Genomic DNA, 14,380 nt, shown 5'->3' on the forward strand with positions numbered 1-14,380 from the left:
TGGGAAGTTGCGCGGCGGAAGGCGCCGCCTCTTTCAAGTCAAGGTCCCCGTTTAGCCAGAGAGBGTTCTCCGACCTGTCTTGATCCAGGGCAATACGTCGGAAAGCCTGATCGGATCCGACGACGACAGTCGTGTTCCGACCACCCATTCAAGCCCTTTGCGCGACGTGAGCGCATAGAGTCGGGTCGCAGCGTTCACACCTCGCGACYGGCGCCTTGACACCCCCACTGACGTGCACACAAGCGGCATGAGGCAGTTTGTTCCTGACCTCAACATAGGCCGTTATGCCAAGCAGGCAGACCAGTGCGAGAAGGGCTGCCACGAGCCAGCCGTTCAGCAGGTGTTGACGCATTGTCTTTCCTCCAACGCCCGCARAATTCAGCGTGAAGGCAACCACAGGATGTCGCGAAGCGCATGTTTCGCGCGGACAATGTTACAAAGCCTGGCGGTGGGAGAATCGTCTTCCGTCAGCTTTCGGCCGGAACCGGCTTCGGCTTGCCCTCGCCATCGAGCGCCACCATGACGAAATCGGCATGGGTGACCTTCTCCATCAGGTCGGAAAGGTAGCGCTGCGCCCAGGCTTCGACCTTCAACGTCATCGAGGTGCGGCCGACGCGCTCGACATGGGTATAGATGCAGAGCGTGTCGCCGATCTTCATCGGCTTGGCGAAGGACATCTCCTTTACCGCCGCCGTCACCACGCGGCCCTTGGCGCGCTCGGCCGCGCGGATGCCGCAGGCAAGGTCCATCTGCGCCATGACCCAGCCGCCGAAGATGTCGCCGGCGGCATTAGCGTCGGAYGGCATGGCGAGTGTTCTCAATGTCAGATCGCCGAGCGGCTTTCCGTCCGGGTAGTGCACCATGAGGAGGTCCTTCAACCAACGCTCTCCCTGAACCGGTAGCAATGCGGTTGCCATGTCGCAAGCTCCGTCGAAGCGAAGCCCGCCGCTGCTCGGTCGCTTTTTTCACAAGGCATGCCGGAAGCCCCGGCGACGCCGCGAGCCGGGCACGTCTAGGGTAAGCTTCGGATTTCGGAGCCGGCCCGCGCATCATGCAGACTTATGATTTCATTATCGTCGGGTCCGGCTCCGCCGGCTCGGTTGTTGCGGAAAGGCTCTCGGCCTCAGGCCGCTTTTCGGTGCTTGTGCTGGAGGCGGGCGGGACCGATCGAAGGTTCTATGTCCAGATGCCGCTCGGCTACGGCAAGACCTTCTTCGATCCGGCCGTCAACTGGAACTACAAGGCCGAGCCCGATCCTGGTCTCAGCAACAATGCCGACCACTGGCCGCGCGGCAAGCTGCTCGGCGGCTCGAGCTCGATCAACGCGATGGTCTTCATCCGCGGCGCGCGCGAGGATTTCGACGCCTGGGCGGCCGCCGGCAATCCGGGCTGGAGCTATGATGAGCTGCTGCCTGCCTTCAAAGCGCTTGAGCACAACGAGGCTGGCGCCGACCAATGGCGCGGCGTCGGCGGTCCGTTGCACATCACCGATTGCTCGAATGCGGTCCATCCGCTGACGAAGCGCTATCTGGCCGCTGCGCAGCAAGCCGGCCTGCCGCTCAATCCGGACTTCAACGGCGCCACGCAGGAGGGCGTCGGTGTCTACCAGATCACCACCCGGAACGGTCGCCGCATGTCCGCCGCCCGTGCCTTCCTGCGCCCGGCGATGAAGCGCGACAACGTTCGCGTCGAGACCAACGCACTGGCGACGAAAATCCTGTTCGAAGGCAAGCGCGCCGTCGGCGTCGAGTACCAGCAGAACGGCGAGACCAGGACCGCGCGCGCCGGGCGCGAGGTCATCCTTTCCGGCGGCTCGATCAACTCGCCGCAACTGCTGCAGCTTTCCGGCGTCGGCCCCGCGTCGCTGCTCACAGGCCTCGACATTCCGGTCGTCCACGCCAACGACAATGTCGGCGCGAACCTGCAGGACCATGTCGGCATCAACTACACCTTCAGGGGCAAGCTGCCGACGCTCAACCAGATCCTGCGCCCCTGGTGGGGCAAGCTCCTGGTCGGCATGCAATACATCCTGCTGCGTTCAGGCCCGCTGTCACTGTCGATGAACAATGCAGGTGGCTTCTTCCGCACCGACCCGTCGATGGCGCGGCCGAACATGCAGCTCTATTTCCAGGCCTTCTCGACGGTCATCCCGAAGAGCGGCGAGCGCCCGATCCTGACGCCCGATCCGTGGCCAGGCTTCTCCATCGGCCTTTCCAACTGTCGCCCGTCGAGCCGCGGCGAGATCATGATCCGCTCGCGGAACCCGCACGACTATCCGAGGATCACGGCCAACGCCTATTCCACCAACGCCGATGTCGACGAGATGCTGGCGGCGGTGAAGTTCGTGCGCAGGATCGCCTCGATGCCGGCGATGGCGGAGATCATCGAGGAAGAGGTTTTGCCTGGTCCGTCAATCACTTCCGATGCCGACCTGATTCAGGATTTCAGGAAGCGCTCGGGCACTGTCTATCATCCCGTCTCGACCTGCCGCATGGGTCCGGATGCCTCGCGTGCCGTCGTCGATCCACGGCTCAAGGTGCACGGGCTGAGCGGCCTGCGCGTCATCGACGCGTCGATCTTTCCCGACAACATCACAGGCAACACCAACGCCGCCTCGATCCTCACCGGATGGAAAGGCGCCGAGCTGGTTCTGGAGGATCAGGAATGAAAGTCACCGACGTCAAGACCTGGGTTGTCGGCAACCCGCCGCCAGGCATCGGCGGCAAGTATTTCATCTTCGTCAGGCTCACCACGGATGGCGGCGTGGTGGGCTACGGCGAAGCCTACAACGCGACCTTCTCGGCCCATGTCACGGCCAGGATGATCGAAGACATGGCCGAGCGTTACCYGATCGGCCGCGATCCGCACGACGTCGAGAACTTCTTCCGCCGCRCCTATTCGTCCGGCTTCACGCAGCGCCCCGACGTGTCCGGCATGGGCTGCTTCTCGGCGCTCGAAATGGCCTGCTGGGACATCATCGGCAAGGAGGCGAACAAGCCGGTCTACAAGCTGCTCGGCGGCCAGGTCCATGAGACGCTGCGCTCCTACACCTATCTCTATCCGAGCAGCGGCAGCGTCCATTCAGAGGATGCCCGCGGCAGGAACGTCTACAACGACCCGGACATGGCAGCCGCCTGCGCGCTGGACTATGTCGAGCAGGGCTTCAATGCCGTAAAGCTCGACCCTGCCGGCCCCTACACCGCCTATGACGGCCACCAGCCGCGCCTCATCGACATCGACCTTTCGGCGCGCATGATCAAGGCGATCCGCGAGGCGGTAGGCACCAGGGCCGACATCCTGTTCGGCACGCACGGCCAGTTCACCGCTTCGGGCGCGCTGCGCATGGCGCGCGCCATCGAGCCTTATGATCCGCTGTGGTTCGAGGAGCCGGTGCCACCGGATATGCCGGAGGTGATGGCGCAGGTTGCTCGCGGAACCTCCATTCCGATCGCAACCGGCGAGCGCCTGACGACGAAATCCGAATTCGCCCGCGTCATCGAGAACCGCGCGGCGACCATCCTGCAGCCCGATCTCGGCCGCTCCGGCGGCATATTGGAGACCAAGAAGATCGCCGCGATGGCCGAGGCCTACCACATCCAGGTGGCGCCGCATTGCTATTGCGGGCCGATCGTCGGCGCCGCCAACATCCAGCTTGCGGTGACGCTGCCCAACTTCCTCATCCTGGAATCACTGAAGCAGTGGGACGGTTTCCACGCCACGCTGCTCAAGAAGAAGATCGAGTGGCAGGACGGCAAGGTCATCCCCTCAAAGGAACCCGGCCTCGGCGTCGAGCTCAATGAGGAGGTCTGCGACGCACATCCCTATAGCGGCAAGGACCTGCATCTTCAGATGATGCAGACGCCGCTGATGCCGTGAGCGCGGGCCTCGCCTACGCCTTTGTCGGCCTCGGCCACCTTGGCGGCAAGCTCGCCGCCAGCCTGCTGCGCAACGGCTTTGCCGTCACCGTCTTCGACCGCGATCCGGCGGCAGTCGAGCGCCTTGTCGCGCTCGGCGCCACCGCGGCGGCGAGTCCTGCCGAAGCCGCGGCCCGCGCCGGCAATGYGATCACCTGCCTGCCCTCCCCGACAGTCAGCGAAGCGGTGCTCGCCGGTCCTGGCGGATTGCTCGACGGTCTGCCGGCGGGAAGCGCCTGGATTGAGATGTCGACCAATGGCCGCGACCAGATCCTCCGRCTCGCGGCGCTTGCCTCGGCGAAGGGCATCGAGACGCTGGAATGTCCGGTCACCGGCGGCGTRCATCTGGCGGCAGTTGGAAAAATCACCGCGCTGGTCGGYGGCGACGCCGCGCTCTACGAACGGCACCGCCCGGCCATCGAGGCGATGTGCGCGAAGTCCTTCCTGATGGGGCCGGTCGGCTCGGCGGCGGTGATCAAGGTCATCACCAACATGCTGGCCTTCATTCATCTGGTCGCGGCCGGCGAGGCCTTGATGCTCGCCAAGCGGGGCGGGCTCGACCTCGCCCAGGCCTACCACGCCATCGTCGCTTCCTCCGGCAACAGCTTCGTGCACGAGACCGAAAGCCAGCTGGTGCTGAACGGCTCCTACGACATCGGCTTCACCATGGACCTGGCGCTGAAGGATCTCGGCTTCGCGCTCRCCATGGGCAGGGATTTCGGCGTACCGCTCGATCTGGCGTCGCGGGTCAGCGCGATCTTCGAGGAGGGCAAGCGCGCCTATGGCGGCGACGCCTCGTCGACGCGGATCGTCAAGCTGCTCGAGGACGCGGTCGGCACGGAGCTTCGCGCGCCAGGCTTCCCGGCCAGGCAGGAGATGTAGCCGGCGAATTTTTTGCCAGCTATTTCAAAAGCCTGGCCGCATCGCCGGAATCTGCCTGCGAGGCCGTTGATTCAACACCTGAGCGTCAGTGCGCCTGGCAGGATTTCGAAAGTCGCCGGAATCCGGCCCGKGGATTCGCCGTCGATATCGACCAGCGCTCCGTTCTTCTCGGCGTCGCCCAGCGGCTCGACCAGTACCTTGCGGCCGCGCAGGATGGTGATCGCCGGATGGTTGCGGTGACGCCCGCCATAGAGGAGCCGGAGGTCCCGGATCAGCCCGAGCTTGTTCGCCGCCCGCACGATGACGATGTCGAACTGCCCGTCGGAGAGCTCGGCATCGGGCGCGATCATCATGCCGCCGCCGAAGAACTTCCCGTTGGCGACCGCCACCAGCGCCATGCGCGCCTCGACCGGCTCGCCGTCGTCTATGGTGATACTGACGTCCTGGAAGCGGTAGCGGAGAAACTCCAGCACCGTGCGCCAGAAGAACAGCGCCTTGACCGAGACCTGGCCCTTGCGCTTGTTGGAATTGATGGCGCGATCCGTGGCACCTGAAAGGCCGAGGCTGGCGATGTTGATGAAGTGGCGGCTGGCCAGCGCGCCGTGGTCGTCGATGTAGGAGACGCGTCCGGCGTCGACCCTGCGCGGTCTTGCGCCGGCGATGCGCGCCAGGGCTTTCTCGATTTCATCCGGCAGTCCCAATCCGCGCGCGAAATCGATGCCGGTACCGCATGGCAGGAGCCCGAGTTCGCTCGTCCGCCCGTTCTCATGCTCTGCCTGCAGCAGCCCGTCCGCCACCTCGCTTGTTGTGCCGTCGCCGCCGGCGGCGATCACCAAGTCGCAGCCATCGACCGCCAGGTCGATCGCCAGCCGCTCGGCATCGCCGCTGGTCTGCGTCTCGCGCAGATCGAAATCGCCGAAATGCTTCTTGAGCAACGCGGCGATCTCGGGCCAATGCCGCTTGAGCTTGCCGCCCCCTGCAATCGGATTGAGAACGACCCCGACCTTCAATCTGACCTCCCCAAGGCATGCTGCCTAGAGTGCACGGCGACCGAGTGACATGTACCGCCGAAAGAGCCCGGGACAGCCCCGCAGTCCTTTGCCGGCATTGAAACGCGCGCCGACTGGCGGGGCAAGGCTCCAGTTTTCAAGGGCCACAGAAATGCGGGGGGGCGGCTGTGTAAGGAGTTTGGCCGACAAATTCCGAGGCTTGTCACACCGTTCCCCGATAATCCCGCTATCCACAGCTCGGCGGGCATTCCGCAAAGCCCTTACCCGGCGTACATTGAACCCATCTCAGGCGGCTACCGAACGCCTCGCCGAAAGGCAAAGCGCAAGGCGGATTTCCTGAGGCCCGTACGGCCCGAAACGAGAGCAGGTTCGCCTGTTGGAGGGACGGATGTCGACGGGGCCGCGGAAAGCGTGCGAACGCCGACGGCGGACCGATGCTGCCATGAAGGCGGGTGAAACCTTCGATGGCGCGCCGGCGAAGCCCGCAAGGGTGGAGATCGGCGTGGTCTGGAACGGCGCTCCCCATCGGGTGGCGACTGGCAGGACCGTCAAAATCAAGGCCGGCCTGGCGCGACGACTTACGGAAGTTGCTGCCGTGACCGGTTCCTGATCTGACAGGGAGGCGCTGGGAGAGATCCCAGCGCCGACTGTCTTTTGGCTGCTCCACAACCCCTTTCGCCCTAGCGCCCTTGAGATCTCCCTCGGCGCCCGCCACTGATGCTTTCCCGCCACAGTCGAAAGCCAAGCGATCTTCTGTAACGCGCCGTCACGCGCAATTCACAATCGCGGCCAAATCCCGCCTTGTTCCCCGGTGATTGATCAGCTCGGGAACGAATCCGGAGGGACAAGACAGTGATCAAGACCGCCCTTGTCGCCATGACCATCGTCGGCTGTGACTGCGACGCCAAGCTCTGCGAATATATCGGCGAGACGCCCGCCAAATGGGCGACGATCGCCGATTGCGAAGCGGCCATGAAGAGCCAGATGCTGCACCAGCGCAACTTCAACTATCCGCTGGTGTCCGGCATCTGCCGCACCAAAGGCTCGGCATCGACTGCGGAACTCGCCGCGAAAGCCTCCGGACCGGAGCTGAAACCGATGAACCGCGTCGTTGAAACCATCGCGCCATTGCCGCCCGAGCTCAACCATCGCCCGAGCGTCCCGGTCGGTGCGACGGTGACGGCCAGCGAGACGGAAGCCGCGCGGCCCGTCGCCTTCGAGGCTGCGGTCGACGGCGGCAGCGCCGTGCTTTACCGCACCAAGGCCGGCTATGCCGTGGTCAAGACCGATCTCGGCCGCGCGGCCACCGCGACCGTGGACATGGCGAAGCGGTCGGCAAACTGGCTCGCGGGACTGGTACCGAGCGGGCTGTAATCCTGTTTAAGGCGTGTTGAGATTCAGATGCTTCGGCCAGCGAAGGCGGAAGCGCAGGAAGCCGACATTTGCAGGCCGGCATCACCTGAATCTCAGCACGCCTCACAGCTTGACCTTCAGGGTCTCCCAAAACTTGTCGATCATCGGCTGCTCCGTTGCCGCGTCCTGGTCGCCGATGCGCGTGATGAACAGCAGCCCCTGATCGGCAAGGCCGAAGCCGACGATCTCGAAATCGGCGCTGTCGGTCCGTGTCTTCACGGTGGCCTTGATGCCGGTCAGTTGCCTGCCGTCGGCGAGCTTGCGGGCCGTCGGCTGCTGCGTCAGCGTCCCGCCCGCCTGAACAGACTCCTTCGTCATCTCCTGCAGCATCAGCTGGTCGAGCGACACCGGGTTCATCTTGCCGTATTCCTGAACCACGACGATCGTGCCGAGGGCCGAGGCCGCCAGATACTGCGTGATGCTGTCGCCGAGATCGGTCTTGGTGACGGAGATACCGCTCGGATGAACGAACGAAAAAGTGCCGCCGGAGAAGGTGGCGAAATCGTTGCGCTCGAGCCTGACCTTGGCCGTCTTGCCGCCGGGCAAGCGCACATTCGCATCGTCGCCCGGGTCGATGTCGACGGCCACGCCGTCGATCGTCAGCTTGAAGGCTTTCAGGTCTTCCGCGCGGGTCACGCCAACGCAAAGCAAGATCGTGGCGAACGCMGCAACGGCAAATCTCATTCGCATGTCATTCCTCTCCGAGCGGTGTTCGATGCTTTTGACGCGCGTCCCCATTGCAACCTGAAACGCTTGCGTTTCCCGTACCATCCACTTGTGACCGATAACGTGACCACTCGGCAAAAACCATGGGTCGGAGCGCGGCCGACGAGCCTGATACTGGTCGAGCGGCGCCCGAAATAGCGAGAAATCTCGACGCTGCCCCGATTGATAATGCCGGCAGGTTGCTGGAAGATGGCGGCCTATCTGGAGTTGGGGGGCTTCATGACCTTTGCCGTTCGCATCGCGCTATGCCTGCTGCTGGCATTCATTCCCTTGCGGGTTCGAGCRCAAGACACCGATCAGGGCGGCGACGACAAGACTGTGATGGTAGCTCCTGACGATGCCGAGATGGCGGCGGCGATAGCGCAGGCGCGATCGAGCCTGGATGACTTCCTGGCTTTGTCCGAAGCTCCGCCGCCCGGAACCGATAGGTTCAAGCTGAAGGTCATGATCGTCGACGGAAATGTGACGGAGCATTTCTGGGTCATCCCTTTCAAGCGGACCGCCACCGGCTTTGTCGGCATATTGGCGAATGAGCCGGAACGCGTTCGCAACGTCGTCCTCGGCCAGAACATCGAATTCACCAGGGATGATATTTCCGACTGGGGATACACCAGGGACGGACATCAGGTCGGCAGCTTCACCGTCTGCGTGATGTTCAAGAAAATGCCGAAGGAAGAAGCTGACTACATGCGCACCCAGTACGGCTTCGACTGTTGAACAGCATGCATCGCAGGACAGGCGCCTTTGCGGCGAGTTCTCCGCAGGCGGGTGTCAGCAGTGGGAGCCCCAGCCGGGAAAGATCGCGTCCAGGCGCCTCGCAACATTTCGCCTCAAAGATTCCTCCAGCGCCTTCACCGGCACCAGGCGCTCATGGCCGCCTTTGGCGAGCCGCATGAAGAAATGCAGACGGTAGGCGGTAATCATGCCGCGCGTCTCGGCGTCGGCGCTGACATCGACGACAAGGATCGAACCGATGCGCCCCGGCCATGGCTGCCTGGAAAAGGCCGTGCCGAGGAAATCGCCGAGGCCGTACGCGACGATACTGTCGCCGATGCGCTCGACAGGCTGCACGACATGGGCATGGTGGCCAGCGATCAGTCGGACGCCGTGGTTCGCCAGCCGCGTCGCCAGCGCCCGCGTCGCCGGCCTCGGAAAATGCCGGAACTCCCAGTCCCAATGCGGAACGGCGCAGAGCAGGTCGACATCCGCGATGGCTTCGCGCGACCATTTGGCCTGATCATCAAGCATCGAGACGCGCTCCTCGAAGTCCGCGGCATCGGCATTGCGCCAAAGCGTGAAGGCGGCGAAGCCGATCATCAGCGGCCCGGCGGCATGGCGCTGGACCGGCCCGCCGGTGGCCGTGCCGATTGTGCGAATGCCGAGTCGCCTGAGCGCCGCGACCGTTTCCTCGAAGCCGGCAACGCCCTGGTCGAGGATATGATTGTTGGCGAGCGACAGCACCAGCTTCTCGCGGGCAATGCCGACAGCCGCCAGCGCGTCGGCCAGGAAACGTCCGGTCATCGCGTGATGCGTGCCGAGCCTCGTGCCCATCACCGCGCTCCGCCGCTCGACGATCGGACTTTCGCAATTGCCGACCACGAGATCGGCTGAGCGAAGCAGCGCCGCGATCGCCGGGTCGCATTCGGGCGYCGCGCGATTGGCGACTGCCGAAATGTCGCCGATGAAGGCAAGCCGCACGGCCTGCGCCGGGGGCCGATCGATCAGCGTCGCCGCCGGCGCCGCGAAGCCTCGACTGTCGCCGCCGAGCGACGGCTTCAGGAAACGCGGCAGCCATGACAGTTTGTAGGAGAGCGGATAGTTCGACACGCCATGCCCAATCGTTTGCCCTGTGTGTAAACGGTTCCGTGGACGGGTTGAAGCCGGTCCCGTGGGCCGGCGGCCGGTCGGCCGCCAGGCGCAAAGCAACCCGGGCCAGGGGGCACGATCGACCGAACAGGTGTATGGTTGCTGCACTGTGAGTGGAGGATGACGATGACGCGCATAGCGGGCCTGGTGGCTGCCGCCTTGTTTCTTTCGCTGCCGATTTCCGGGGCCGCCGCGGAAATGCCGACCGCCGCAAAAACCCTGTTCGAGGCGCAGACCGTTTCCGAGCGGAACACCGCCCTGTCCGCGTTGGAGGCAGCGGCACCAGGCGATCCGGCGTCGGCCTACGCCGCCGGCGCCGGCGAGTTCTTCACCGCTCTGGAAGTCCTTGCGAGTGGCCTTCACCGCCACGGTTTCGAAAGCCCGCAATCCTTCATGCTGCCGCTGATGCGGCTGCCCGTGCCGGACAATCCAAACCCACAGCCGCTGACCTATGAAGAATTCCGCGCCATTCTGGTCGCCTTCCGCGACCGGCTGGAGAAATCCGCCGCCACGCTCGGCTCCGTGCCGGCCGATGCCGACATCGGCATGGTGGTCGACCTCACCGGTGTCGGCATCGATCTCAACGAGGATGGCAACATCACGCCGGACGAAAGCATCGCGGCGATCATGGCATCGCTCTCACGCGGCGCCGTCGACACCAGCGATGCCTCATCCTCGCTCACCTTCCGCTTCGACCGCGCCGACGGCTACTGGCTGCAGGGCTACGCCGAGTTCCTGATGGCCCAGACCGATTTCTGGCTGGCGCATGATTTCCGCAATACGTTCGAGGGCTCCTTCCATATGCTCTTCCCTCGCGCGAAACTGCCGCTGCAGGACACGCTCGTGCCGCCGGACGGCGGCATGAGCGGCAACATCCTTTCCTCGGAATGGCGCATCGCCGACCTCATCTCGATGGTGCATCTCGTCAACTGGCCGGTGGTCGAGCCGGAGCGCCGGCGAGCCGCGCGCCGCCACCTCCTGGAAATGATCCGRCTCTCCCGCGAGGATTGGAAAGCGATCCGCGCCGAGACCGACAATGACCGCGAATGGCTGCCGGGGCCGCAGCAGAAGGGCGTCAATCCGCTCACCCGCCTCGAAGTCAGCGAAGAGCAGGTGCAGGCGTGGCTGGCCGCCCTGACCATGGCCGAGGATCTTCTCGAAGGTCGCGTGCTGCTGCCGCATTTCCGCATCGTCGGCAAAGGCATCAACATGAAGCGTTTCTTCGACGAGCCGAAACCCTTCGACCTCGTCCTGTCGATCACCGGACCGGCGATCGCGCCCTATCTTGAAACCGGCAAGATCCTCACCCGCGAGGACTTCGACCAGATCCAGCGCGAGTTCGGCGGCGCCGGCYTTTTGACTTTTGCGCTGTGGTTCAATTGAGATCGAGGACCCAAGTGTGACGCGGCTCCTGACAGCCTTCTGTCAGCAGCCGCGGCACGCGGCATCCGCCCTTTCACTCCGCCCTTTCCATTTCGGGCGAGTCCTCCCATATTCGGGCCATGGCCAAACGTTCCGACAAGAAAACGCCCTCGCAGGCGCAAGAGGGCGCGCCGAAGCGACGTAGCCCGCTGACGGATTTCCTCGACGCCRCCGAGCCTTTGAAGCCGGGGGGCTTTTCCGAAGCACCGCAGAGCGAATTCTCCGGCGCGCCGCTGACCGGCTCGATCTCCGATTGGGCCGGGCAGATCGAGCGCGAGGCGCAAAAGCAGCCAAAGGCGAAAGCACCCAAGAAAATCCCCGAGCGTTCCGCAGCACCCGGGCGCACGGCGCGCGGCACCTCGATGGGCGGTGYGGCCTCGGCAAAGGAACGCGCCGCCGCCGGCCTCAATCCGGTGCCCGGCCTGAATATCAGCCTGGAGGATGCCGAGTCGGTTTCCTCGAGCGGTGTCACCGCCACGGTCGCCGCGCTGTCGAAGCTGATCGAATCCGGCAATCCGCTGCACAAGGACGGCCAGCTTTGGACGCCGCATCGCCCGGCCCGTCCCGAAAAGTCGGAAGGCGGCATCGCCATCAAGATGGTGTCGGATTTCCAGCCGGCCGGCGACCAGCCGACTGCGATCAAGGACCTCGTCGAGGGTATCGGCCAGAACGACCGCACCCAGGTGCTGCTCGGCGTCACCGGCTCGGGCAAGACCTTCACCATGGCCAAGGTGATCGAGGAGACGCAGCGCCCTGCCCTGATCCTGGCGCCCAACAAGACACTGGCCGCGCAGCTTTATGCCGAGTTCAAGAAGTTCTTCCCGGACAACGCGGTCGAGTATTTCGTCTCCTACTACGACTATTACCAGCCGGAAGCCTACGTCCCGCGCACCGACACCTATATCGAGAAGGAATCCTCGATCAACGAGCAGATCGACCGCATGCGCCACTCGGCGACGCGCTCGCTGCTGGAGCGCGACGACGTCATCATCGTCGCCTCGGTCTCCTGCATCTACGGTATCGGCTCGGTCGAGACCTACACGGCCATGACCTTCCAGATGCAGGTCGGCGACCGGCTCGATCAGCGCGCTCTGCTCGCCGACCTCGTCGCCCAGCAGTACAAGCGCCAGGATGTCAACTTCGTGCGCGGCTCCTTCCGCGTGCGCGGGGACACGATCGAGATCTTCCCGGCCCACCTCGAGGACCGCGCCTGGCGCATCTCGATGTTCGGCGACGAGATCGAGGCGATCACCGAATTCGATCCGCTCACCGGCCAGAAGACGGGCGAGCTGAAGAGCRTCAAGATCTACGCCAACTCGCACTATGTGACGCCGCGCCCGACCTTGAATCAGGCCATCAAGTCGATCAGGGAAGAGCTGAAATACCGCCTGCAAGAGCTTGAAAAGGCTGGCCGTCTGCTGGAGGCRCAGCGGCTGGAGCAGCGCACCCGTTTCGACCTCGAGATGCTCGAGGCGACCGGCTCCTGCGCCGGCATCGAGAACTATTCGCGCTATCTCACCGGCCGCCAGCCGGGCGAGCCGCCGCCGACGCTGTTCGAATATGTGCCGGACAATGCGCTGATCTTCATCGACGAAAGCCACGTCACCGTGCCGCAGATCGGCGGCATGTATCGCGGCGACTTCCGCCGCAAGGCGACGCTTGCCGAATACGGCTTCCGCCTGCCCTCCTGCATGGACAACCGCCCGCTGCGCTTCGAGGAATGGGACGCCATGCGTCCGCTCTCGATCGCCGTCTCGGCGACGCCGGGCGGCTGGGAGCTTGACCAGTCCGGCGGCGTCTTCGCCGAGCAGGTCATCCGCCCGACCGGCCTGATCGACCCGCCGGTCGAGGTACGTCCGGCCAAGAGCCAAGTCGACGATGTTGTCGGCGAGATCCGCGAGACGACAAGGCTGGGCTATCGCACGCTCGTCACGGTTCTGACCAAGCGCATGGCCGAGGACCTGACCGAATATCTGCATGAGAACGGCATCCGCGTCCGCTATATGCACTCCGACATCGACACGCTGGAGCGCATCGAGATTCTGCGTGACCTGCGCCTCGGCGCCTTCGACGTGCTGGTCGGCATCAACCTGCTGCGCGAGGGCCTCGACATTCCCGAATGCGGCTTCGTCGCCATCCTCGATGCCGACAAGGAAGGTTTCCTTCGCTCGGAAACCTCGCTGATCCAGACCATCGGCCGCGCCGCGCGCAACGTCGACGGCAAGGTCATCCTCTATRCCGATCAGATCACCGGCTCGATGGAGCGGGCGATGGCCGAGACCAAYCGGCGCCGCGAGAAGCAGATGGAATGGAATGCGGCCAACGGCATCACGCCGGAATCGGTCAAGTCGCGCATCGCCGACATCCTCGACTCGGTCTACGAGAAGGATCACGTGCGCGCCGACATCTCRCAATTCACCGAGGATGCGGGCGCGATGATCGGCAACAATCTCAAGACGCATCTCGAAGCGCTGGACAAGCAGATGCGCGATGCCGCCGCCAATCTCGACTTCGAGAAGGCGGCCCGCATCCGCGACGAGATCAAACGGCTGCGCGAGATGGAGCTCACCATTTCCGACGATCCGCTGGCCCGCTATGCCGAGATGGAAAGCCCGGTCTCCGGTCGCGAGAAGGGTAGGCACAACAAGGGCCGTGTGGCCCACCGCACGGTCGATGACGACCGCAAGGGCCTGTTCGCCAAGCCGTCGCTCGACGCCATGGGGCCGGGCACCGACATGGCGACGCCCGCTGGCGCCGTCTCGCGCTCGCTGTTCAAGAAGCAGAGTGCTCAGGAAGCGCATGGCTCCGATTTCGGCATCCCCGGCGACCGCACCAAGTCCCTGTTCAGGAAGAACTCGCTCGACGAGATGACGGTGCGGAGAACGGAAAAGCCCGTCGAAGGAAAAAAGCCGGCAAAGCCACAGCCGATCTCCCCCCAAGTGGGGGAGATGTCCGGCAGGACAGAGGGGGGCGCGAAGGAACGCGATGACAAACCAGTCGTTCGTCAACGCACCGGCATCGGCTCCTACGAGGACCCTGCCGATGAGCGCCGCCAGAAGCGCCGGCCGAGCAAGACTGGGCGACCGGGGCATTAGCCCTTTCACCGCAGCTTTCGAGATGTCCGGCAGGACAGCGCCCCCCTCTGTC

At 64.4% G+C, this 14,380-nt stretch carries 12 protein-coding genes; 8 read left to right on the top strand and 4 right to left on the bottom strand.

Going from position 1 to position 14,380, the window contains the following annotated elements; all coding sequences use genetic code 11:
• Positions 1-467 precede the first annotated feature (467 nt).
• The gene (locus tag ORS3428_RS06065; RefSeq protein ID WP_071095659.1) at positions 468-863 is read right to left on the bottom strand and encodes an acyl-CoA thioesterase; all 396 of its coding nucleotides are present in this window, start codon (positions 861-863) and stop codon (positions 468-470) included.
• Positions 864-1,051: 188 nt separating this feature from the next.
• Between ORS3428_RS06065 and ORS3428_RS06070 the strand changes: the two genes are divergently transcribed.
• The 3 genes from ORS3428_RS06070 to ORS3428_RS06080 are packed head-to-tail and all read left to right on the top strand — an operon-like array spanning position 1,052 to position 4,796.
• Positions 1,052-2,668 (top strand): GMC family oxidoreductase, encoded by a 1,617-nt coding sequence (locus ORS3428_RS06070; protein WP_071095502.1) that lies wholly within the window; start codon positions 1,052-1,054, stop codon positions 2,666-2,668.
• Positions 2,665-3,876 (top strand): mandelate racemase/muconate lactonizing enzyme family protein, encoded by a 1,212-nt coding sequence (locus tag ORS3428_RS06075; RefSeq protein ID WP_071095504.1) that lies wholly within the window; start codon positions 2,665-2,667, stop codon positions 3,874-3,876. Before ORS3428_RS06070 ends, ORS3428_RS06075 begins: the two co-directional genes overlap by 4 nt.
• A complete protein-coding gene (locus tag ORS3428_RS06080; protein ID WP_071095506.1) occupies positions 3,873-4,796 on the top strand; it encodes an NAD(P)-dependent oxidoreductase in 924 nt (307 codons plus the stop codon). Before ORS3428_RS06075 ends, ORS3428_RS06080 begins: the two co-directional genes overlap by 4 nt.
• Positions 4,797-4,867: 71 nt before the next feature.
• Here the strand turns inward: ORS3428_RS06080 and ORS3428_RS06085 are convergent, their stop codons facing one another.
• Positions 4,868-5,806, bottom strand: a complete 939-nt coding sequence (locus ORS3428_RS06085; protein ID WP_071095508.1) for a diacylglycerol/lipid kinase family protein — start codon at positions 5,804-5,806, stop codon at positions 4,868-4,870.
• Between the two features lie 442 nt (positions 5,807-6,248).
• Here ORS3428_RS06085 and ORS3428_RS33215 point away from each other — a divergent pair, with 442 nt between their 5' ends.
• Both ORS3428_RS33215 and ORS3428_RS06090 read left to right on the top strand, forming a co-directional pair.
• On the top strand, positions 6,249-6,416 hold the full coding sequence (locus ORS3428_RS33215; RefSeq protein ID WP_157895933.1) for a hypothetical protein: 168 nt from the start codon (positions 6,249-6,251) through the stop codon (positions 6,414-6,416).
• A 242-nt stretch (positions 6,417-6,658) separates the two neighbouring features.
• Positions 6,659-7,180 (top strand): hypothetical protein, encoded by a 522-nt coding sequence (locus tag ORS3428_RS06090; RefSeq protein WP_071095510.1) that lies wholly within the window; start codon positions 6,659-6,661, stop codon positions 7,178-7,180.
• A 102-nt stretch (positions 7,181-7,282) separates the two neighbouring features.
• Here ORS3428_RS06090 and ORS3428_RS06095 read toward each other — a convergent pair whose 3' ends face one another.
• On the bottom strand, positions 7,283-7,903 hold the full coding sequence (locus ORS3428_RS06095) for a hypothetical protein (protein ID WP_244507865.1): 621 nt from the start codon (positions 7,901-7,903) through the stop codon (positions 7,283-7,285).
• A gap of 231 nt (positions 7,904-8,134) precedes the next feature.
• On the opposite strand from ORS3428_RS06095, the gene ORS3428_RS06100 reads away from it, so the two are divergent.
• A complete protein-coding gene (locus ORS3428_RS06100) occupies positions 8,135-8,662 on the top strand; it encodes a YegJ family protein (RefSeq protein ID WP_338011913.1) in 528 nt (175 codons plus the stop codon).
• Between the two features lie 54 nt (positions 8,663-8,716).
• On the opposite strand, the gene ORS3428_RS06105 is transcribed toward ORS3428_RS06100, so the two are convergent.
• Positions 8,717-9,772, bottom strand: a complete 1,056-nt coding sequence (locus tag ORS3428_RS06105) for a CapA family protein (RefSeq protein ID WP_071095512.1) — start codon at positions 9,770-9,772, stop codon at positions 8,717-8,719.
• A gap of 165 nt (positions 9,773-9,937) precedes the next feature.
• Here ORS3428_RS06105 and ORS3428_RS06110 point away from each other — a divergent pair, with 165 nt between their 5' ends.
• Both ORS3428_RS06110 and uvrB read left to right on the top strand, forming a co-directional pair.
• Complete coding sequence (locus ORS3428_RS06110; protein WP_071095664.1) at positions 9,938-11,194, top strand: hypothetical protein; 1,257 nt, start codon at positions 9,938-9,940, stop codon at positions 11,192-11,194.
• Between the two features lie 119 nt (positions 11,195-11,313).
• Positions 11,314-14,328: an excinuclease ABC subunit UvrB gene (gene uvrB / locus ORS3428_RS06115; RefSeq protein WP_071095514.1), complete on the top strand. Its 3,015-nt coding sequence runs from the start codon at positions 11,314-11,316 to the stop codon at positions 14,326-14,328.
• The last annotated feature ends 52 nt before the right edge of the window (positions 14,329-14,380 follow it).

The organism is Mesorhizobium sp. ORS 3428 (assembly GCF_001854785.1).
In the GTDB taxonomy this organism is placed as follows: Bacteria; Pseudomonadota; Alphaproteobacteria; order Rhizobiales; family Rhizobiaceae; genus Mesorhizobium.

Bases quoted from the DNA above. Each gene is read 5' to 3' on its own strand.
- ORS3428_RS06070 (WP_071095502.1), top strand. From the start codon at position 1,052: ATGCAGACTTATGATTTCATTATCGTCGGGTCCGGCTCCGCCGGCTCG.
- ORS3428_RS33215 (WP_157895933.1), top strand. From the start codon at position 6,249: ATGAAGGCGGGTGAAACCTTCGATGGCGCGCCGGCGAAGCCCGCAAGG.